The 20441-nt window shown below is 48.3% G+C and carries 14 protein-coding genes and 1 tRNA gene; 4 read left to right on the top strand and 11 right to left on the bottom strand.

The window, feature by feature from the left end; genetic code table 11:
- Together F0L74_RS17460 and F0L74_RS17455 are read left to right on the top strand one after the other, a co-directional pair.
- Window positions 1-1302, top strand: a complete 1302-nt coding sequence (locus F0L74_RS17460) for a phage tail protein (RefSeq protein WP_149839172.1) — start codon at window positions 1-3, stop codon at window positions 1300-1302.
- Between the two features lie 29 nt (window positions 1303-1331).
- Complete coding sequence (locus F0L74_RS17455) at window positions 1332-2336, top strand: hypothetical protein (protein ID WP_149839171.1); 1005 nt, start codon at window positions 1332-1334, stop codon at window positions 2334-2336.
- Between the two features lie 89 nt (window positions 2337-2425).
- Here F0L74_RS17455 and F0L74_RS17450 read toward each other — a convergent pair whose 3' ends face one another.
- The 7 genes from F0L74_RS17450 to F0L74_RS17420 all read right to left on the bottom strand — a co-directional run bounded on the left by F0L74_RS17450 (window position 2426) and on the right by F0L74_RS17420 (window position 11457).
- Window positions 2426-3889 (bottom strand): RagB/SusD family nutrient uptake outer membrane protein, encoded by a 1464-nt coding sequence (locus tag F0L74_RS17450; protein WP_149839170.1) that lies wholly within the window; start codon window positions 3887-3889, stop codon window positions 2426-2428.
- A gap of 12 nt (window positions 3890-3901) precedes the next feature.
- Window positions 3902-7408, bottom strand: a complete 3507-nt coding sequence (locus tag F0L74_RS17445; RefSeq protein ID WP_149839169.1) for a TonB-dependent receptor — start codon at window positions 7406-7408, stop codon at window positions 3902-3904.
- A gap of 237 nt (window positions 7409-7645) precedes the next feature.
- Window positions 7646-8827, bottom strand: coding sequence for a FecR family protein (locus tag F0L74_RS17440; RefSeq protein ID WP_149839168.1), 1182 nt, complete (start codon window positions 8825-8827; stop codon window positions 7646-7648).
- A 61-nt stretch (window positions 8828-8888) separates the two neighbouring features.
- Window positions 8889-9482, bottom strand: coding sequence for an RNA polymerase sigma factor (locus tag F0L74_RS17435; protein WP_188316046.1), 594 nt, complete (start codon window positions 9480-9482; stop codon window positions 8889-8891).
- A gap of 159 nt (window positions 9483-9641) precedes the next feature.
- A tRNA-Gln gene (locus F0L74_RS17430) sits at window positions 9642-9712 on the bottom strand.
- Window positions 9713-9800: 88 nt separating this feature from the next.
- The gene (locus F0L74_RS17425) at window positions 9801-10847 is read right to left on the bottom strand and encodes a glycosyltransferase family 9 protein (RefSeq protein WP_149839166.1); all 1047 of its coding nucleotides are present in this window, start codon (window positions 10845-10847) and stop codon (window positions 9801-9803) included.
- A gap of 4 nt (window positions 10848-10851) precedes the next feature.
- Window positions 10852-11457, bottom strand: a complete 606-nt coding sequence (locus F0L74_RS17420) for a DUF4254 domain-containing protein (protein WP_149839165.1) — start codon at window positions 11455-11457, stop codon at window positions 10852-10854.
- A 171-nt stretch (window positions 11458-11628) separates the two neighbouring features.
- On the opposite strand from F0L74_RS17420, the gene F0L74_RS17415 reads away from it, so the two are divergent.
- A complete protein-coding gene (locus F0L74_RS17415; protein WP_149839164.1) occupies window positions 11629-12162 on the top strand; it encodes an RNA polymerase sigma-70 factor in 534 nt (177 codons plus the stop codon).
- An 8-nt stretch (window positions 12163-12170) separates the two neighbouring features.
- Window positions 12171-13574 carry a S41 family peptidase gene (locus F0L74_RS17410; protein ID WP_149839163.1) on the top strand — a complete coding sequence of 468 codons (1404 nt, stop codon included), beginning with the start codon at window positions 12171-12173 and terminating at the stop codon, window positions 13572-13574.
- Window positions 13575-13701: 127 nt separating this feature from the next.
- On the opposite strand, the gene F0L74_RS17405 is transcribed toward F0L74_RS17410, so the two are convergent.
- The 4 genes from F0L74_RS17405 to F0L74_RS17390 all read right to left on the bottom strand — a co-directional run bounded on the left by F0L74_RS17405 (window position 13702) and on the right by F0L74_RS17390 (window position 20214).
- Window positions 13702-14373, bottom strand: coding sequence for a beta-helix domain-containing protein (locus F0L74_RS17405; protein WP_149839162.1), 672 nt, complete (start codon window positions 14371-14373; stop codon window positions 13702-13704).
- Window positions 14374-14686: 313 nt separating this feature from the next.
- Window positions 14687-15490 carry a hypothetical protein gene (locus F0L74_RS17400; protein ID WP_149839161.1) on the bottom strand — a complete coding sequence of 268 codons (804 nt, stop codon included), beginning with the start codon at window positions 15488-15490 and terminating at the stop codon, window positions 14687-14689.
- 83 nt (window positions 15491-15573) lie between these two features.
- Window positions 15574-17097, bottom strand: coding sequence for a beta-helix domain-containing protein (locus F0L74_RS17395; protein WP_149839160.1), 1524 nt, complete (start codon window positions 17095-17097; stop codon window positions 15574-15576).
- A gap of 78 nt (window positions 17098-17175) precedes the next feature.
- Entirely contained in the window at window positions 17176-20214 is a 3039-nt protein-coding gene (locus tag F0L74_RS17390; RefSeq protein WP_246197752.1) for a TonB-dependent receptor, read from the bottom strand.
- Window positions 20215-20441 lie beyond the last annotated feature (227 nt).

Below are 20441 nucleotides of genomic sequence, written 5' to 3'. Positions count from 1 at the left end.
ATGGCAATTTTACAAGGAAAAATAGTTGAAACGGGCCAAACGGTGGACATACAGGTCCCCACGGCACGCATGCCGGAACTACCGGCCTTTGAAGACATCTCAGACGATGATCAGATCGCCGCCTGGGACCAGTCTGACAACAAGACAAAACACATGACCGTTAGCCAGCTACGGTCAAAGATCAGCGGGGACTCCGTTCCTGAAACGCCGGTATTATCCGGCGCAGACATGGAGATCCGCATACCTGCGGCGCTGGTTGGACAAAAAAGAATAGATGTACCTGCCCTTGCCGGCTATGCCTACTCTCTTACACGCCGTGGTATTGGCCGGCTGGCGACAGACGAATTTAACATACTGTCCACCGGCGGCTTTGAACTGGCCAAGGCAGACGACCAATTTTATGAAGGAGACCTTTTCTTTGCCCATATTTATGAACTGGAAGGCGGCAGTACAGAAGTACCTGGTAGTGGCGGTAACAGTGCGCCCAGCCTCATAACGGGCATTAAAACAGTTAATATAAATACTACGCTGGTAACCGGTGATATGGGTAAGCTCATTAACATTGCCGGCAACAATCTGAAGATAGTACTTACACTTCCTGAGCTCAGCGCTATCCCGGAAAATACGGTGATCCCTATTGAAACGATGGTTAACAACCAGTTTCAAACAACCATTACCACGCAGGGAGGCCAGTTCATTTATTTCCGTGGTACAGGCTTGTCAAAAGTCTATATGGGAAGAGGCGAGGTATTGTGGGTAATGAATGGCGCCGATGGATGGTATGTGATCAATGCCTATGGCAATTACCTGGATGTGGGCCAGCCCATCATGGGATATACCACCGTACTTAACACATTGCCGGCTGAAGGCCAGCTGGTGAACCGTGATGCCTACCCGCGATTGTGGGAATTCGCTCAATCTGCCGGCGCCGCGCTTATACAAGACTCCCTCTGGCAAAGCGATGCTGTTACCTATCGCGGATGTTTTGGCACGGGAGACGGCGCCGTTACATTCCGTATCCCTGATCTTCGCGGAACTTTCCCGCGGTTCCAGGACCGTGGCAGAGCACTGGAAAAAAATCCGCGTACCTATAACAATCCAGGTGGCTATCAGGCAGACCTGGTAGGGCCGCACAATCACCCATTCGATATCCCTACCCAGCAAGGGCAGAGTGATAACGCTAATGACAGAACCGTAATGGTGCCCGGAACCACCCACGGCAACACCGGCAATACCGGTACAGGCATTGGCCTGGAAACAACGGTAAAGAACACGGCATTTATTGCCCTGATAAAAGTATAATATAACAGAGAAAATAAATTTGCATACGCATGAGAAAAATGTTTGTTACCCTTGCGCTTATCTGCGCAATCCCCGGCTTGCAGCTTCACGCACAGTTTGTAAATCATACAACCATACCCCAGTGGTACGATCTGTTAAGGGTTGATAAGCTCTTTTGGATCAATACAAAGGATACCACCGGTTATGCTGCCGCCACGTATCCTGGCGCCATACTCTTCCGCCAAAAACCGGGTGACACCGCCCACTATGGGTCTAATGGCAAAAACTGGGTAAAGCTGGGCGCATCAGTGCCTACGCTACAGCAAGTGACCGATGCTGGCTCCGTTACAACGGATTCTGTTAGCGTTCGTTCTATTACTGCTTCCAATACGTCGTCTGACGATTTTGTGCCTTATTATAAATTCGGGCATGCGGGCCAGGATTCTATTAGTTGGCAACTGGGATTAAAAGGTAAACCCAGCGGATTTCCAACTTTCAATGCTGGCGATGCGCTGACCTTTAAATCTTATTTAGCAAACGGCACATTTTTGAGAGATGAGATGATTATTACCCGTGGTCAGGGTGTTACGGTTACCAGCACCCTTGTTGCTGGCAGTTTAAGAGTCGGGGCCAGTCCGCCAACGCCATACGCAACCGGCATAGTAGAGATCAATGGGAGCCTTGGAATAAACGGAACGCTAGCTGTTACTAAGGCTGTGGTCACCACAAAATCCATATTTCAGAGTAAGACAGTAACTGTCACCGGAACTTATACGGCTACTGACGACGATCTTTATATTAATGTTGATAATACAGAACCCTGTACTATCAGCCTGCCACCAGTTAATACGGGGGCTGGCGGCTTTGGCGATGGCCGCGTAATGTATATAAAGAAGGTTAATAATAACGACGCTCCAATAACCATTAATATTTCTCAAACACTTGGCAATTCAAACGGCACGCAGACGATAGACGGTGCTGCCACTTACACAATTAGCCATGCCTGGGAAGCCCACTTGTTTCATGACAGCGGTGCAAACTGGTTTGTATATTAAAGCCAACACATATTCAAATGATAAAGAGGCCGCCAAAATTGCTTTTGACGGCCTCTTTCTTTTATGCGAGGATCTATAATATACCGCTGTTAATACCCATTATTTTGCCTGAGCACCCCACCGCTTAACTGTATCTCATTCAGCGGAATGGGCACATGCTCATTAACGCCCACTTTGAAATTGGGCAGCAAGGCTGCCGCGCGGCCGGTCCTTACCAGTTCATAGAATCGGCGATGTTCTCCCAACGCAGTTTCCACACGCATCTCATGATAGATCTGATCAAGCGTAAGGGCGTTGCGGTCCGGCAGAATGCTCATGTCCGTATTACCGCCGCTGTTTCTTGCCCGGATCCTGATATCATTTACCAGCTTGGTAGCGCGTCCCACATCCCCATTATGGAACGCAGCTTCCGCTGTCCATAGCATCACCTGGGCAAGACCAAAGATCCTGTCATTCGTAGGGCCGTCGCCGGCGCCGCCACCATTGTTGGTTGGTATCTGGTCGGTTGGCAGCCAGTATTTCCGGTTCCAGTAACCAGTTTCACTGGTGCCCGTGTTAATCGTAGTTCCATCCGGCATTACCTGATTATTGAAGATAACAGTGGCTTTCAACCGGGGATCACCGGCCTCAAACTCATTCACCAGCGATTGGGAAGGCACTACGAATCCATAACCCCAGGTATTCCTGGGCGCATCAAACAGGTTCAGCAGATTGCCGGTGTTCTTGCCGGGAATGTTTTCATAGTTGAGCTCAAAAATAGACTCGGAATTGAACTCGCCGTCCAAAGTCCAGATCTTTGTAACATCACTTGTCAGCGAATATTGACCCGAATTGATGATGGAATCCCCCAGCTGCTGTGCCTGTGTCCATTTCTTCTGCCACATGTAGGTTTCCAGCAGCAAGGCCTGTGCGGCCCCTTTGGTAGCGCGTCCGCGATCTGAAGCTGCCTGTTGGCTTTGCAGCGGAAGGGCGCCAATGGCAGCGCGGGCATCTGCTTCTATAAATGCCAGCACTTCCGGTTCTTCTGACTGCGGTACGTTGTAATTACCATCGTCAATGGGTTGGCTAATGAGCGGAATGCGGCCAAAAAGCCTTACCAGGTGCAGGTAGTAATACGCCCGCAGGAATTTTGCTTCGCCCAGCACACGTGTTTTCAGCGCGTCTTCCATTTGTATAGGCGGCACCTTCTGCAATACGATGTTCGCCAGGTATACGCCTTTATAGTTATCGCGCCATGCATTGTATACATAACCGTTATCCGATTTTGCGGTGAACAGTTTCAGCTGTTGGATGAGCTCCTGGTCGGAAGCGCCGCCGCCGCCTTTATTCGCATCGTCCGCCATAATATCCCCAAAAGAGGAAGGAGAGTATCCGCCGTACGCCTGGTCTTTCAGCATACGATAGGCGTCAGTAACGGCTCTCACCGCATCTTCAGAGCTTGTATAATAATTGGATGAAGACTGATGGGCAGTTGGCTGCTCATCCAGGAATTTGCTGCATCCAGATAAGCTGGCCGTCAGTATAGCGCCAAGTAATATATGTTGATATCTCATTGTACATAGTTTTTAGAAAGACAGGTTTACACCGGCAGAAATAGTGCGGCTCTGGGGGTAGGTGCCGTTATCCACCCCAATATCCAGCGTGCCGCTGGCGCCACTGTATTGCTGTCCTATCTCCGGATCGTATCCTTTATATTTCGTGAACGTAAGCAGGTTCTGTGCCGCCGCATATACCCTTATTGATTTGATCATTTTCAGCGCCGCTTTCGGAATGGTATACCCTATCGTAAGGTTCTGCAGGCGCAGGTAGGAACCGCTTTGCAGGTACCAGTCAGATACGCGGGAGTTGTTATTCGGATCGCTGGCTATCAGGCGGGGCAGGGTAGTGCTGGTACCTGGGCCGGTCCACCTGCCAAGAGCTTCTGTTTCCATGTTGTAGTTGGAAATGAAAAAGCCGTTAGTGTAGTATTTGTAGGCAGCCAGTATCTTGTTGCCATATACACCGGAAAAGAACATGCTGAAGTCGAAGTTCTTATAGTTCCCACGCAGGTTAAAACCATATGTCAGCTTGGGGATGGGCGACCCAAGATAGGTCTGATCCTTCTCATCTATGACCTTATCACCGTTGAGGTTTTTGTAACGGAAATCACCGGGACCGGTGCCATCGCGTTGTTTGGGCGCCGCGTCCACTTCCGCCTGTGTCTGGAAAATGCCATCCACTACATACCCATAAAAAGAAGCTACAGGATGCCCTACTTGTGTTAGCAATGTTTGGCCGGGTTTGATATTACCGCTATAGATCTTTTGCCCGGTCAGCACCAGGTCAAGCACTTTGTTGCGGATGGTGGCAAAGTGTATGCCGGCGCTTAGCTTAAAGTCCTTACTGATCTCCTGTTTGTAGTCCGCTGAAAATTCGAAGCCGGAGTTCTGCATGGAGCCGGCATTCTGGCGGGGGCTCTGGGTAAAGCCGGATACGGAAAGTATATTCAGGTTCAGCAGCATGTCTTTCGTTTTCTTCTGATAGTAGTCAAAAGAACCGGTCAGCCTGTCATTGAACAGGCTGTAGTCGAAGCCGGCATTCCATTGTTCCACCTGTTCCCATTTCAGGTTAGGATTGGCAAGCCCCGCAGGATCTGCAACGGGAAATGCAAGTGCAGGGTTCCCGATGGCATAGTAATAGGTATTGATACCGGCGGAATAGTCATAATACCCCACACTGGCCTGGTTACCTACAACACCCCAGCTTCCGCGGACCTTCAGATAGCTAAGCGGGCTGCTTTTCGGGAAAAATGATTCGTTCGTCACATTCCACCCCAGCGATGCAGAGGGGAAGTTGCCGTATTTTTCATTAGCGCCAAACTTGGAGGAGCCGTCACGGCGCAGGGTGGCTGTCAGGAAATAAGTGCCCCTGAAATTATAGTTCAGGCGGCCCATGTAGGATAACAAGCCCCATTGCTGCTGGCTGCCGCCTATCTGCTGGTTGCTGATACCGGCATCCAGGTACTGAAGGTACGGATCATTACCTGGCTGTCCCTGGTTGGAACCATTGATATAGTTATAGGTGAAGCGCTCAGCAGAGGTACCGGCCAGCACACTAAAGTGATGGTTGCTGCTGATATCGAATTCGTAGTTGATGGTATTATCCCAGGTCCAGTTGGTTACCTGGTCTTTTTGGCGGTAAAGCTTTGCGTTGGGATTATTAAAGTTAGGCGCTACATTATAAGTAGGCGTAAACTGCTTGGTATCGGAAAATTTCAGGTCCAGGCTGTAGGATGTCTTCAGCGTCAGGCCTTTGATGGGTTTATACTGCAGGTAGGTATTGCCCAGCAATCCATTTTGTGTATAGGGCCAGTTGCCATACAGGTAATGGATCTTGGCCAGCGGATTTACAATGTCTGAATATTTTGTAGCAGTATAGTTGCCATTGGCGTCCTGTACAGGAATAGTGGGATCTTCTGCAAATGCATCGTTGATCACGTTGCTGCCAAATTCTGTTTGCACACTATGGCTGACAGATCTGTTGAAGGCGAGGCTTTCACCGAACTCCAGGCCCGGTTTGGGATTGAAGGTAAGGTTATTGGAGAGATTGATCCTGTTATAATCTGATCCCACGATGGTGCCCTGCTGATCCAGATAGCTGCCACTTACACGGTAAATAACGTTAGGGCCACCACCGCTGATAGCCAGGTTATAGTTCTGTACATAGCCATTCCGGAATAATGCATCCTGCCAGTCAGTCGATTGCGTATAGGCAGAAGGGGGATCTGTAAACGGAGAGGACTGGTTGGCATTTTTGTAGGCTTCGTTATTCAGCATCACATAATCCGAAGCGTTGACCATATCCAGCTTTTTACGCACCTGGGCAACGCCCTGGTAGGTGCCAAAGCTGATCTCCGCATCGCCGCGCGAGCCTCTTTTTGTTTTGATCAGCACCACGCCGTTAGCGCCCCTGGAGCCATAGATGGCTTGTGCGGACGCATCCTTCAGGATATCGATGGATTCAATATTGGAGGGATCGATGATGTTGATATCATTGGATGCAAGCGGAATACCATCCACCACATATAACGGATCAGAATTATTGATAGAGGTAAGGCCCCGGATACGTACCTGTGCGCCTGCCCCGGGAGCGCCGGAGTTCTGAATGATCTGCACGCCCGCTGTTTTGCCTTCAAGGGCGCCCTGCAGGTTAACCACCGGCTGATCCTTTAATGCATCGGCATGAACAGATGAAATAGCGCCCGTCACATCGCCTTTCCGTTGCGTACCATAACCTACCACCTGTATCTCATCCAGGGGGGAAGTGCTCAAGGCCAGCGAAACCAGTAGACCGGATGCGGAAGCATTTACCAGTTTTGACTTCACGGCTGCGGCGGGCTGCTGTCCTGCAGCCTCAGCGCTTACTTCCTGGAAGGCCCCGCCTGTGAGGCGGACCGTTAGCGGAGAGAAGCCTATAAAACTGATCTGCAGCACGTCCCCTTCTGTCACATCCAGCGAAAAAGAACCGTCGGCGCCAGTGGTAGCGCCCTTGCTTTTTCCACGGATCACGATGTTCACGCCGGTTAGCGGCTGCCCGTCAGCATCTACTACCCGTCCTGTAACGGGCGGGGGTAGCGCGGTTATGGGAAGCGCCCATGACCGGGTGGTCACCGGCGGCTTGCGGGAAAGGAATATTGTTTTACCCTGGATCGTATAGTCCAGCGGCTGGTTGCGCAGCACCATATTCAGCAGGTCTGATAGCTGTGCGTTTACAACATCAACGGAAACCTTGCTGGTATTGACCAATAACTGTTCATTGGCAAATACAACATAGCCCGTTTGTTTTTCGATAACGTTGAATACCTGTTCCAGGCTGACGTCCTTTGCGGATATTGTTACGTTCTGCGCTAATCCGGAAGCCTTTACCTGCATAAAAGCAACCGTTAACAGGATGGCGGCAAGTTTCATAGCCTTTAGCATTTTGGTGAGGCCTCTGTTGTGTTCAAAGGCCAGGCTGCCTTCATCAAGGAGCGGTTCGGATAGGCATAAGCGTCCCCTCCGGCTGATGAGCAGCCAAAAGCTGTTTTTTTGCATAAATTGCAAGTGATTTAGGATGTGAAAAAATGGTTTGGACACTGTTTTGGAAGCGGCTAAATCAATCAACCGTCACGGTCATCACCCGTGGCGGTTTTCTGTTTAAGTCGCTGATCCTTTTTATTCAGGCGGGATGGCCAAACGATAATAACATGGAATGGTGGCTTTGTACTTTTGCATTTTCAGTTAGTCACACGTAGTTTTTAATAAGTGATATAATTGTTTGTTTAGATTATCCTATGGTAATACGATCAGTTTCCTCCCTTCTATACGCAGATGTACTTCAGATTTCTGCAGGCCTATCAGCAGCCCGTTCAGCGACACGTCTTTTGTCATTTTTCCATAAAAGCTGATATCAGGCACATTTTTTTCATAGACCACCTCTATATCGTACCAGCGCTCCAGCTGCCGCATCACTTCTCGTAGGGAAACGCCATTGAAATTGAAAAGACCGTCTTTCCAGGCTATTATTTTTTCGATGTCCGCATTATTTACCACTTTGATAGCGCCTTCCGTCTGCCCGCCGGATTGGGCCTGCTGGCCCGGCTTTAGCAGTACGGAAGCACCGCCGGTACCCGCTGCCACCCTTACGCTGCCTGCGACCAGCGTAGTATTGATATGCTGCTCATTCTTATATGCATTTATATTAAAGCGGGTACCCAGTACTTCCACCCGGGTATGTCCGTTCACATTTACATAAAAAGGCATGTTGGCATTCCGGGCCACTTCAAAATAGGCCTCACCGGTCACGTCTATTACTCTCGCCTTTCCTGTAAATGATGTGGGGAATCTAAGTGAGCTGGCGGCATTCAGCCATACTCCGGTACCGTCCGGCAAAACCAGTTTGAACTGGCGGCCTTTGGGCGTTGTGATCATATTATAGTCCGTGCCTTCTCCTTTATGGGATGGCGCATAGGAGAGCTGACCACTGTTCAGCATTACCTGCGCACCTTTTTGTGTGGCAATTACGCCATTTCCCAGGCTGTCTAATACCACCTGTGAACCGTCTGCAAGGGTAAGCACCGCGCCATTCCGGCCCGGGGCTATATCCGCCGCTATTGCCTGTGTATTAGATGGTACGGTAGCTTTTTTACCGGGTACCAGGAAATAAGCTACCGCGATCATCAGCGGTATCAATACGGCTGCCCAGCGCCATCTATGGAAAAATGACGGTATGCGGCGCCGTTCCTCGTCCCGCGCCTTGTCCGCATCTATTACGGCCGTAAATACCGTTTTCCACTCTTCTCCTATCTGCTCCTGCCCTTCCGGCGCCTCTTCCATCATGGCTGCCAGCTGGCGCTGAAAATCATCTGCCATGGCGGGGTCCATAGCAAATGCAGCAAGCTCCTGCCGTTCTTCTTCCGTCAGGCGTCCGGCTGCGTGGGCGGACAAAAGGTAAAATAGCCGTTGTTTTTCCATATGATATAATGAAAAGATGCATCTCGCAACGGGATGGGCCCATTGCGGTAAAAAATATTTTTTATCTGATTAAAAACAGGAGTATCAGCCACCATCCGGCCTCACCGGCAGCAGCAAGGTACTGGCGGATATTGCCCAGGGCAGTAAAAAGGGTGTTCTTGACTGTTTTGGGGGAAAGATTAAGGGTGGCGGCAATTTCCCGGATGCTCATGCCTTCATTTCTGCTCATATGGAAGATGATCCGGCGCTTTTCCGGCAACCTGCTGATCGCATCCTGCACTAACCGCTGTAATTCATGTAACCGGAGGGTATGTTCTGTATTGTCGGACATTGGCTGCACAGTTTTCTCATAGCCTGCTACGGCCCTTTCTTGTGAAAGCCGCCGTCTTAGGTACATATGATATTGGTTGGCTGCGATCCTGAAGATATAGGCGGAGGGGTGCTCCACATGCGGCAGTTTGTCCCTGCTAAGCCATAAGCGTACAAAGGTCTCTTGTATGATCTCCCGTGTATCATCCTCAGAAACCACCAGCTTTTCTACAAAAGGCTTTAGTTTGCCCAGGTAAATCCCAAACAGGATCGAAAAAGCGGCTTCATCCCCCTCCGCTATGCGGATAAGGAGCTCTTTTTCATTATATGCCTGGTGTGTTGACAATAGGAGGTTGTTTATAGCGCAGCGCTAATATATTGCATTGGTCAGGTAATTTATAGTTGAAAAAAGGAGCGTAGTGCGGGACAGGCATATAAAAGAAAAACCCGCCGGAACTTTCGCTGCAGCGGGTTTAAATACTTTGATCCTTTTAAGGATACCTAGTTGCCCTACCAGGATTCGAACCTAGACAAACAGAACCAAAATCTGTCGTACTACCATTATACTATAGGGCACCGTTGAATTGGGATGGCAAAATTAGCCTTTTTTTTATTACTTCAAAAAAATTGTTCCACCTTTTTTTATCTACACATAATCAATCAGTTAGCGAGCCTCCCGTAACAGGGCCTGTACTTTCTCTGATATCCGTTCCGGTGTTATCCACTCCATACAGGCATGATCTCCACGGTAACAGGGTTTATTGCCAAATACGGAACAGGGCCGGCAGGGAAGGTCTGTTACCTGTATAGCGCGGTCCATACTTTGGCGGTATCCCATAAAACCGGCGTAAGGGTGCGTAGCGCCCCATACAGATACCACCGGTATGCCAAATAACGAGGCCAGGTGCATATTGGCGGAATCCATACTGATCATGACCTGCAAATGGCTGATAATTGCCAGTTCTTCTTCCAAGGAAAAACGGCCGGCAATTACAATGGTGCGCGGGTAACGCTGCGCCAGCGCGGTAAGCTGCTCCACCTCCCGGGCGCCACCACCAAATAATAGCACCTGGTGCTGCGATGGTTGGGTGAGGGTGGCCAGTGCTTGCTCCATCTTCTCCAGCGGATAAGTCTTTTCCCGGTAGGTGGCAAAAGGCGCCAGCCCTATCCAGGCAGTTTGCTCCGGCGTTCCGGTAATGGCAGTAATAGCGGCTGTAAGCGGCTGGGGGACGGCAAGCTGCGGGGCGCCATCCATATTGCAGGCCAGGCCCAGCTGCTGGAAAACGGCGGCATAACGGTCAATAGTCGGCGTAAGCGGTTGCAGTACCTTATCGTCTTTACGGGTAAGGGCTTTTTTTTCTGACCGGCCTTTATCTATTACGGCTACGGCAGCGCCGCTGAGGCGGAAAAAAGTACGTACTATTTTAGCCCGCAATACCTCGTGCAGGTCAGCCACCGCGTGTATGCGGTGTGCGCTGCGGATCTCCCGGAATAGCCGGTACAGCCCTGGTATGCCTTTATGCCGGCCTTTAAGGTCTGCCGGAAAAAAGCTAAGACGCGGAATATCCTTACACAGGGCGCCCCAGTTTTTATTAGATACAAAAACGATGTGAACGTCCGGGTTGTCCGCCAACACCTGCCTCATAACAGGTATGGTCATGGCAACATCTCCCAGTGCAGAAAAGCGTATAGCAAGTATGGTCTTTTGCATGCGGTTATTTACTGCTGCCGTATAACACAGGATTCAGGGAAGGATCGTTGTACATTTTCATCTGCTTGTACACCTTCATATACTTTTTGCCCGCGGCAATATCAGTCAGCAGGTCCTCGATAGCGGTACCCAGGTCCCGGCGCTGCTCCAGTAAAATATCCAGCTTACGCTGACAAGCGGCGCGGTGCTCTGCCGTGGCGTCTGTACGGGTAGCTTCCTCCAGCATATGGTAGATCTTCAGCGCCAGTATAGAAAGGCGGTCTATGGCCCAGGCCGGGCTTTCCGTATTGATCTTTGCATCGGGTAAGGGCTGCACGCCCTTATACTGCTCCAGGAAATAACTGTCTATATATTCCACCACATCCGTACGTTCCTGGTTAGAGCGGTCTATCCAACGTTTGATCTCCAGCGCCTTTACCGGGTCTATGGCCGGGTTGCGGATAATATCCTCCAGGTGCCATTGCACCGTATCGATCCAGTTCTTGAGATACAGCAGATGCTCTATACTGCTTTTTTCATAAGGATTTACAATATGCTGATACACATCGTTATGCACATGGTAATCCCGTATGCTCTGGCTAAATATTTGGTTACATAATTCTGTAAACATCCCGCAAATGTAATTAAATTGGCCCATAGGCCATATTTTCATGAGCAAGGCCCTGACAGCGGGAATAACGTAGCCCAATACCGTAGCTTTCCCCCAAATGACGGTTCGTTCTTAACATTGAAGTAACATATAATACTTACATTTAAATCCGCAAATTGTAATGTATAATCTATGTCTGATAACCCGTCAAAAGTGCTGTTCCAGCAGCTGTTTAAAGCCAACCATGACAAGGTGTTCCGGTTTGCTTATAAACTCACAGAAGATGCTGTACGTGCGCAGGAGATCACACAGTTGTGCTTTATTAAGCTTTGGGAAAACATGCATAAGATAGAAGAAGGACAGGACGTTTTTCCACTGTTATTTGTATTCACCCGGCACATTGTTATAGATGAAACCCGCAAACTGTACCGTGAAAAACAAACACTGGCGCAAATGTCGTCCGGGCAGGCTACCCATGTAGCGGAAAGCCGGGAAGAACACCAGCTGCTGCGCAAAGAGTTCTGGCAACAGGTGCACAAAGTGGTAGAACGTATGCCGGAACAACGCCGCAATATCTACCTGCTAAGCCGGGATAAAGGGCAAAGCCATAAAGAGATCGCGGAGGAATTGAGCCTCTCCCCTGCTACTGTCCGCAACCACCTGAACCTGGCCCTGCAGTTCATCCGCCGGGAACTGCTGCTGCATTACAACATGGAAATTAAATAGATCCCGTTATGCCTCAATATAACCGCCTGTACAGGGTCCTATCCGTACCTGTATGGTTGCTGCTGATGGCAGCCTGTACCAAAGATAAAACACCTCCTACCCCTACCGGTCCTGTTACCCAGAAAGAGATCAATAACTGGATACTGGACAGTATGCATTATTTCTACCTGTGGAGCGATCAGCTGCCAGGTAAGGCGGAAGAGCAAACGGAAACGCAAGCCTTTTTTAATAAGTTAAAGAACCCTGCAGACAGGTTTTCCATTATCTATAATCCTGAAGTGCCCGAGACCTATCCCCGGTATATGTTATTTACCTATGGGATCGACTTTTCCATCATCAACTGGCCTACGGCCCCGGGTGGCGCCATAGGCGTTATCAAGCTGGTATTACCAGGGTCCACCGCAGGGTTTAGCGGGTTAAAGCGCGGTGATTATTTTACGCGGATCAATGGCCAGGCCATTAGCAGCAGCAATGCGGGCACACTTGGCGAGAACATGCTGCAACAGCAGTCAGTATCGCTTACGCCGGCCACCGTGCAAGGCAATACCGTTACGGAGGGCACGGCGCTAACCCTGCCGGCGGGAAATATAGCGGAAGACCCGGTGCATAACCATTCTATCCTTACTGTAAATGGAAAAAAGGTAGCCTACTTATTCTATAACTATTTTAATGACGCCTATAACCTTCCGCTTACAGGTATTTTTCAGCAGTTTAAGGATGCCGGGGTGAGTGAACTTATCCTGGATCTCCGTTATAATCCGGGCGGCAGTGTAACCGCATCCGCCTTACTCAGCGCATTGATAGCGCCCGGTATTAATGAACAAAGCGGTTTTGTCAGGTATACCGGTAATAAATACATGGGACAGCGCACCATCTCCTTCCAGTCTGCACTGTCTGTACCGGAAGCCGGCGCGCCGGTAAGCTTCAGCTCCTTATCCCCCACCCGTTTATCCCTGCCACGGGTATTTATATTATCCGGCCACGAAACCACCTCCGCGGCAGAGTTAACCATCAATAACCTCCGGCCTTATACAAACGTAGTGCAGATAGGCGAACCTACCTATGGCAAGGACAAAGGCGCCATTATCATCAGCGATCTGCGCACTCCCAAACGGATCCCCTGGACCATGCTGCCCATCACTTATTACCTGGCCAATGTAAAAGGAGAAGGAGGGTATACACAAGGTATTACGCCCCTATATACTATTGATGAACTGAGCACACAACCCCTAAGCCCCCTGGGGTCTACCCGGGACCCCCTGATTGCCAAAGCTATCTCCATTATTAGTGGGAATGGCAGAATAACCGGAGAAACACATCCTGTATCCCCTACCCTGCGGTTGTATGATGCCGGCAAGCGGATGGCAGATGGGAATATCGTTACCCTGCCAGCAAGTTTACTGCGCAAGTGATCTGCCAGCATAAAAAAAGGTATGTTGTAAAAACAACATACCAGTCATTTTGTGTTCTTTTAATGGTAAGCCGGGGAGCGGGACTACCCTTCCATCTCACAGCAGGTTATATGCAATTACCAAGGGATTAAGGTAAGCGCCGGTCGTTCAAACTGGCGCCATTAATATTCAATGGATGAAGTACCACATTATTGATGTTTGTTTTTTTACCGGCGCCCAGCAATAGTAATCCGGGTGTTGGTTGTTTTCCTTTTACCGGCGCCACATAATCGATCTGCACATGTTGCAGCACGCCGGAGCTGTCATCTGGCTCGTTGCCTCCATAAGCAAGGCTTTTACCAGCTGGTAACATCTCATGTTCAAATGTCGTAAAGGCCTTTTGCTGCGTAGCCCTGCCCAGGATAATAATGCCCCGCCAGCCATTGTTGCCGGAGTCTGAGCGCTGAAAATGGATGGGCAATTGAGGCAGTCCCTGGGCAACTATCTTAGCGCCTCGTGTGATGATAAGGCCTCCGTTTCCGCCTGCTTCCTCGTCCGGGCACATATTTATCACTGTTCCCGGCTCGATTTTCAGGACTGCTTCATTTCCCAGATACACCCATCCCCGGATATACCAGGGATGGGCATTGGTTAATAACGTATTTTCTGAAATAACGGGTTGCAGCGTATCCTGTATAGGCACGGTTAGTACATCATTTATTACGCCTGTGTTATTATCTTCCTTTTCGCATGCTGTGATTACAGCACACGCCAATGCCAACGCTACAGATAACCGGATGCCATTGCTGAGGATACGCATAAATATTTGCTTGTTATAGTTTAGAAAAATCTGGACCAGTCAGCTGCCCAATCATTTGCGATCATATTACCGGAACTATATTTACCCTGACTTCCAGTAGCATCTCAATGCCATTTGATAAAGGATAAATGAGGGATCGGGTTTTCATTTTATTGTGGGTTTAACGTTAACAGGGCTACGCTTATGTATACCCATCCCTGTATGCATCAGGGATGGGTATCAATTAAAAGAGTCTTAGAGAATATTATTGCGGAATTAGCAGGGTCCTCATCATGTATATGCTCGCCATTTACCGTGGCCAGTCACCTCGTCATCAATATTCAAATATTGTCCCCATGTTAATCTGCTCATAATGTTTCCCATTCTCATCATAGGGAAAATTTTCCACCTTCACTATAGACAGCTTCCCAGCTGCTAAGTCTGTAGGTGGAGCACTAATGGGCCAACCGCCGGAGTAAGGATCATATCCCAGATCTATATAGTATTCAGCAACTCCATTATAACCGGTTACTGCGTCTACTACTACCACCGCGTAAAGGATACGCTGTCCGGTTTCATCCAGATAAGGCAATACTTTTACGTCCGATACTTTATTTGCGTTAATATCCATTAATGAATCAACCTTGCTATCGTCACTATAACTATATCCATCAACAGACTTATATATAAATACATTTATTTTTCCGGATCCATAATTAAAATTATTCAGGAATTGAACAGCCATAGAGTCACTCGAAGGCTGTCTGAATTCGCTGCCAATGAATTGGTTGAATCCCAGGCTTTCATTGTAAAGATAAGTTAGTCCTATCCCCCCCTTTAGGCTTGCCAGCACCGTATCAATCAGCTCCGCGCTGTCATCATGCTTCTTAAAGGAGATCTCCACATTACTGCTGTTCTGTGGCAACAGCACTTTTAGACTTTGTTCTCCACCTGGTAAGGTACTGTTTAACGTACCATTAACATATATATCCATGGATGGAGAATCCCTGAACAGTTTGGATATACTGATGTTAATAAAATTAGTTTCTTCGATTGGTTCCCCCTTTTTGCAGGATGTTAAGATCAAAAAGCTGCTTATTACGATTGCAGCAACAAAAAGTAAAATTTTGCCTCTCATTATTTAATTATTGTATTTAAAACCTGCAGTTGGAATTGTTCCAACTGCAGGTATCTTCATCTTAATTGACTTTATTAAATCATTTATTGACCGCTAAACTTGGTCCAACCGGTAGCCCAGTTGTTAGCAGCAACATCAGACCGGCCGAATGCACCACGGAAAGTAGGCGCATCGAAAGTAAATACGGGGTTAGTGCCAGAGCAAAGAACTGTTAAACAGCTGCTGCTAGTCGGTTGACTTAAAGCAGGAGAGTTTAACGCAGCCTGCGGGCTGAATACTGGCATATAGAAGCCAGCAACACTACGATTAAACGGATCCTTCAACTTCAGATCGGCTACTTCATCAGTGCTTGTTGTGCCATTAGGTGCATAGAAAATGGTAGATGCAGGCGCCGGCAGCAAAGGCTTAACCAGAGGGTTAGAACCTAAGAAGCAAGAATTGAGATCAGTATAGTTGTGAATCAGGTCGTGAGAAATACACATACTGTTGTTGGTCCAGTTAAGCTGGCTAGCAGTACCATCAACTTCTATACCTTTCTTAAAGCCCAGCAGAACAGAGTTCTGCAGTACATAAGAAGAATTCCTTCTGATCTGGAAACGGCCATACAGACCAGTACCAGTAGGAGGCATGTTAGTCCTGTTAGCTAAAGTTGCATTAGGCAGACCGATAATAGTCATGTTGGAGAATACGGGCTTCGTTTGAGGAAGATTGCCGTTACCTGCACTATTATTGTCGCTTTCAATACCATTAGACTCGCTGAAATCAGCTCTGGTAGTATCAGACATACCCAGTGCGTATTGAATGCTACCGCGGAAACCGTTGTCTGTATCAAACATATCATCCAATGCATCAACAGAAACCAGATGTTTTGCATTTACAGTACCACCAAAGAATTCAAAGGCGTCGTCATTAGATTTGTAAGCTTCTACGAAATCGATAACAGTACCGCTACCTACACCAGCCAGGGTAAGGCCGTTGATCTCGTTGTTAGCGCTAAGTGCGAAACCAGCATACTCGATACGTACATACTTGAAGATACCAGAAGTATCAGTACAAACAGTACCGCCATATTCTGCGCTTGCAGGTGCGTTATCAGGAATACCTTCTACTCTTGCAGTAGTAGCGCCAGTAGCAGTGTTGATAGGTGCTGCGCCTAACAGGATCACACCAGCCCAGTCGCCAGATTGGGCAGTACCCAGTGACTGACGATAAGAAGTAAATACGATGGGGCAAGTCGGGTTACCTTCAGCGTTGATGCGTGCGCCACGGGTGATGATCAGGCCACCACCGGGTGCAGAACCTACACCAGCCTGGCCTTCAATCCTGGTACCAGCCTGGATGGTCAGTGTAGTAACGGGGCCGCCAACAGGGGAAGTAACGTACACCAGACCTTGCAGTTTGTAGAGGGTGTTGTTGCTCAGCGTCATGCTGCTGGAAATAACACCGCTCAAAGTAACTGTGGTGGTAGGAGCACCAGTGGGGCAAGCAGTAGCGAGGGCGCCGGCGTTTACAGGGCGGTCACCACTTTTTTGTGCGTCTTTTTGGCAAGATGAAGCACCAGCAATGAGGGCTGCAAGTGCCACCAAAATAGGGAAACTGTTTTTCATTTTTCCGTTGGGTTTAAAAATGATGAATAAAGAAAGGGTACCTGATCAGGGTTTATACTTGGATATCGATATGCCATTTTAAAAAGTATAAGATAATGTCATGCTATAAGTACGGCCTGGCCTCGCCATATAATCAACCAGGTCTGTTTCCTTCTGATACAGTAACTCTTTCTTAGTAGGTGCCCGGCCTTGAATCGGACGCCCATCCGGACCATTATTAGTATATACAATCGTGCTACTATTCAAGATATTTGCTACGTTCGCTCTTACTTCTGCCTTCTGCTTCAGGAACCTGAAGGCCAGCTGCGCATCCAGCGCTTCCAGCGGCCTTTCAAAAAGTGAAGCGGCATAGATGTCTGAAGGGCGGAATACGCGGTTCGTCACATAGTTGTAGACTACACTCAGGGATACCGGCTTGGTATCATAATAAACTCCCGCGTTCACCATGTAGTTGCTCGCCCCCGTCTGCGGCCGTTTCTCTTCCGGCAGCAGTACTTCCTCAGGCGCTATTTTCAGTGGGTTATCTTCCGCAAACCTGTTTGCTTCCAGGGTCATAGGAACCACCTTTGCATCCAGATAAGTAAAGTTTCCGTATAACGTTATGTTCTTTATTACCGGTACTTTAGTGAATTGCAGGGACTTACGTATTTCCACTTCAACACCATAGTTCTTGGCAGATTTATTGTTCCTCAACACATATACGCGGTTATCTCCCTGCTTATAGATCTCCATAGGATATTTATTGTCCTTATAGAACAGTGATAATGACATGATCTCTCCGGGGCCAGGGTACCACTCATACCTGAAATCCAGGTGATCTATCACCGTTGAGCGCACCAGGCCACTTTGGTATTCTCCACCTAGTTCAAAATCATACTCCCTGAAAAAGGCTAACTCACGCAGATCAGGACGAATAATGCTCTTTGCATATGCTAACCGCAGATTCATCTGCTGGGTAAGACTATAGGTAAGGTTAGCGGACGGGAATAAGTTCCAGTTAGGTTCCCGGTTCTTTAATGCACTATAGTCATACTGAGCATCCGGACGGCCACTGTTGATCTGTTTGAAAAGACTATCCAGTACTGTGTTTACATTGTTCAGATTATAGTACTCCGCCCTTACACCCCATACGAGGCGCCATTTTTCTCCTATTCTGTTGTCCAACATACCATATACAGCATGCAGTGTTGCTGTTTTATGAAAATCATCATTGAATGGGCTCAGGAACACATTGGTACCCGCCGGATCAAAGATCTGCGACAAGGGCGGAAAGGTTTCAGTATTCGTTGGCACACTACCGGTATTCAACACAAAGAAAGACCGGTCTTTAGCCCAACCTGCGTAGCCGATCTTGGCGGTATTTTCAGTATGTACGCTGCTCAGGTCTTTCTTAAATGGCATTGACAGGTCTGTCTGCCAGTTATAATTCTTTTCGTACGCACGGCTCCAGGTTCTTAACGCACCCCCAGGGGCTCCATCATTGATAATAGGTGTAGTAAGGTTATATTCCCCGGACTTATCATCTAATACTTGTTTTACCGTTGCCTTCATGGCATGGTTATCCGGCCTCATACGATCCAGGTTCAGGTAGCTACCCATCCAAGATAATTTGAACTTGTGCTTGCCTATAACATGCTCACCCTTTAACTGGTTCTGCCATACCTCCGTTTGCGTGGTCAGATCATAATATCCCAGCATGAATGCATCAGGTTCCTCACTTTGACCTTTACCCAATATCAGCTGCTGATCCAGGGAACGCAGGTATAAAGTCTGGAAGCTGATACGGTGTTTCTCTGTCTGGTATCCTATGCCGGCCAAACCGCCAAGGTTAGTCGTGAATCCATAGCGCTTGCCTTTAAACCGCGTGCTATCAGCGTAAGGGTTCACTCCACGGCCGCTGCCGAAGGCATTCCGTGTCATTTCCACGTCCTGTGTAGCCAGGGTGTTACGGTAGCTTACTGCCGCCAGGATACCCAGGCGGTTTCCGTTAGCTAGCTTAAATACCTTACCACCGGATAATTTATAGTTTTGTGAAGGCAAAGCCTTCATTTCATACAGTCCCCAGTTGTTAGCCAAAGCGGCTGAACCGCTGCCCTGCTTTTGAAACTGATTGACCATGTCACTCTTGGTCTTCCAGTCCTGCGTGCCTAAAAAGTCCCTGTGCTCAGCTGCTTTACCCCAGTATTCGCGACCTTCCAGCTTCAAAGAGTTAAAAGTCTTACCGGTGGTATTGTCATTGATACTGCCGCCGGCGCTGATATTCAGGAAATCATGAGTCGGGATCTCCGCGGTATTCACCTGCACAAGACCGCCGCCAAATTCAGCGCTTTGATCCGGGGTAAGCGTTTTTATTACAGTGATATTTTCTACCATGTTGGCAGGAATAATGTCAAAGTTGAAATTCTTCCTGTTCAGCTCTGTGCTGGGCATGATCTGGCCGTTCAGCATAGCCTGGTTATAACGTTCGCTTAATCCCCTTACTACCACATATTTGTTATCCATGGTAGACAGCCCGCTCACGCGCTTCAGCACCTCTCCCACGTTTTTATCTGGTGTTCTGGCAATTACGTCTGCACTAATACCATCTGAGATGGCCGCATTGTTCTTCTGTATGGCATATAATCCTTCTACAGAAGCCTTTTTATAATTTGCCGTCACTGTCACCTCTTTCAAACGGGAACCGGCGCTTTTCATCGACACATTCAATGGCGTAATCCCCTTCTCCGTTACAACAATTTCCGTCACTTTACGGGACTCATAAGAGATATAGCTGAATGTAAGCGTATAGGTACCCGGTTCCAGCTGCAGATCATACGTACCATCTACATTGGTCACGGTGCCTTGTCCGCCTTCTATCTGTATTGTTACGCCAGGTAACGGCTCATTCTTGTTGTCTACCACTTTACCGGTAATACGTCCTTTGTCTGCTACACGTTCCTGCTTGCCTTTACGGAGCGCGACTGTATTGTTATTATAAGATATATCTATAGGTGCATACACATCCAGGTAGTGCAGTACCTCAGCAAGCGTGTTATCCTTCAACTTTAACCCGGTTAGGTTACATTGTTTCAGATACTCCGGATCATAGATGAATGTGTAGCTTGTCTGCTGTTCCAAAATTTTTACCACAGCCGCCGCTGTAGTGTTTAACATACTAATGTGTACCTTGTCTGTTAACCCCTTGTATGACTGCATACCAATGGCAGCCTGATAATTTGTCCCTAAAAAACATAACAGTGCAACCATGCCTTTTCTCAGGATGCTACTGTTAAAAAATCTTTTTGTAGATTTTTGCATACTTTTTTCTTGCTTTTTAATTAAAATGAATACCCCGCTCGGGCTGC

The organism is Chitinophaga agrisoli, assembly GCF_008386695.1.
Taxonomy (GTDB): domain Bacteria; phylum Bacteroidota; class Bacteroidia; order Chitinophagales; family Chitinophagaceae; genus Chitinophaga; species Chitinophaga agrisoli.
The sequence above is the reverse complement of the archived record's forward strand: the minus strand, read 5'-3'. Positions and strand labels throughout refer to the sequence as shown.

Excerpts from the sequence above, each read along its gene's own strand:
- F0L74_RS17455 (WP_149839171.1), top strand. The coding sequence starts at position 1,332 with ATGAGAAAAATGTTTGTTACCCTTGCGCTTATCTGCGCAATCCCCGGC.
- F0L74_RS17400 (WP_149839161.1), bottom strand. The coding sequence starts at position 15,490 with ATGAGAGGCAAAATTTTACTTTTTGTTGCTGCAATCGTAATAAGCAGC.
- F0L74_RS17415 (WP_149839164.1), top strand. The coding sequence starts at position 11,629 with ATGTCTGATAACCCGTCAAAAGTGCTGTTCCAGCAGCTGTTTAAAGCC.
- F0L74_RS17410 (WP_149839163.1), top strand. The coding sequence starts at position 12,171 with ATGCCTCAATATAACCGCCTGTACAGGGTCCTATCCGTACCTGTATGG.
- F0L74_RS17445 (WP_149839169.1), bottom strand. The coding sequence starts at position 7,408 with ATGCAAAAAAACAGCTTTTGGCTGCTCATCAGCCGGAGGGGACGCTTA.
- F0L74_RS17450 (WP_149839170.1), bottom strand. The coding sequence starts at position 3,889 with ATGAGATATCAACATATATTACTTGGCGCTATACTGACGGCCAGCTTA.
- F0L74_RS17420 (WP_149839165.1), bottom strand. The coding sequence starts at position 11,457 with ATGTTTACAGAATTATGTAACCAAATATTTAGCCAGAGCATACGGGAT.
- F0L74_RS17440 (WP_149839168.1), bottom strand. The coding sequence starts at position 8,827 with ATGGAAAAACAACGGCTATTTTACCTTTTGTCCGCCCACGCAGCCGGA.
- F0L74_RS17425 (WP_149839166.1), bottom strand. The coding sequence starts at position 10,847 with ATGCAAAAGACCATACTTGCTATACGCTTTTCTGCACTGGGAGATGTT.
- F0L74_RS17460 (WP_149839172.1), top strand. The coding sequence starts at position 1 with ATGGCAATTTTACAAGGAAAAATAGTTGAAACGGGCCAAACGGTGGAC.
- F0L74_RS17395 (WP_149839160.1), bottom strand. The coding sequence starts at position 17,097 with ATGAAAAACAGTTTCCCTATTTTGGTGGCACTTGCAGCCCTCATTGCT.
- F0L74_RS17405 (WP_149839162.1), bottom strand. The coding sequence starts at position 14,373 with ATGCGTATCCTCAGCAATGGCATCCGGTTATCTGTAGCGTTGGCATTG.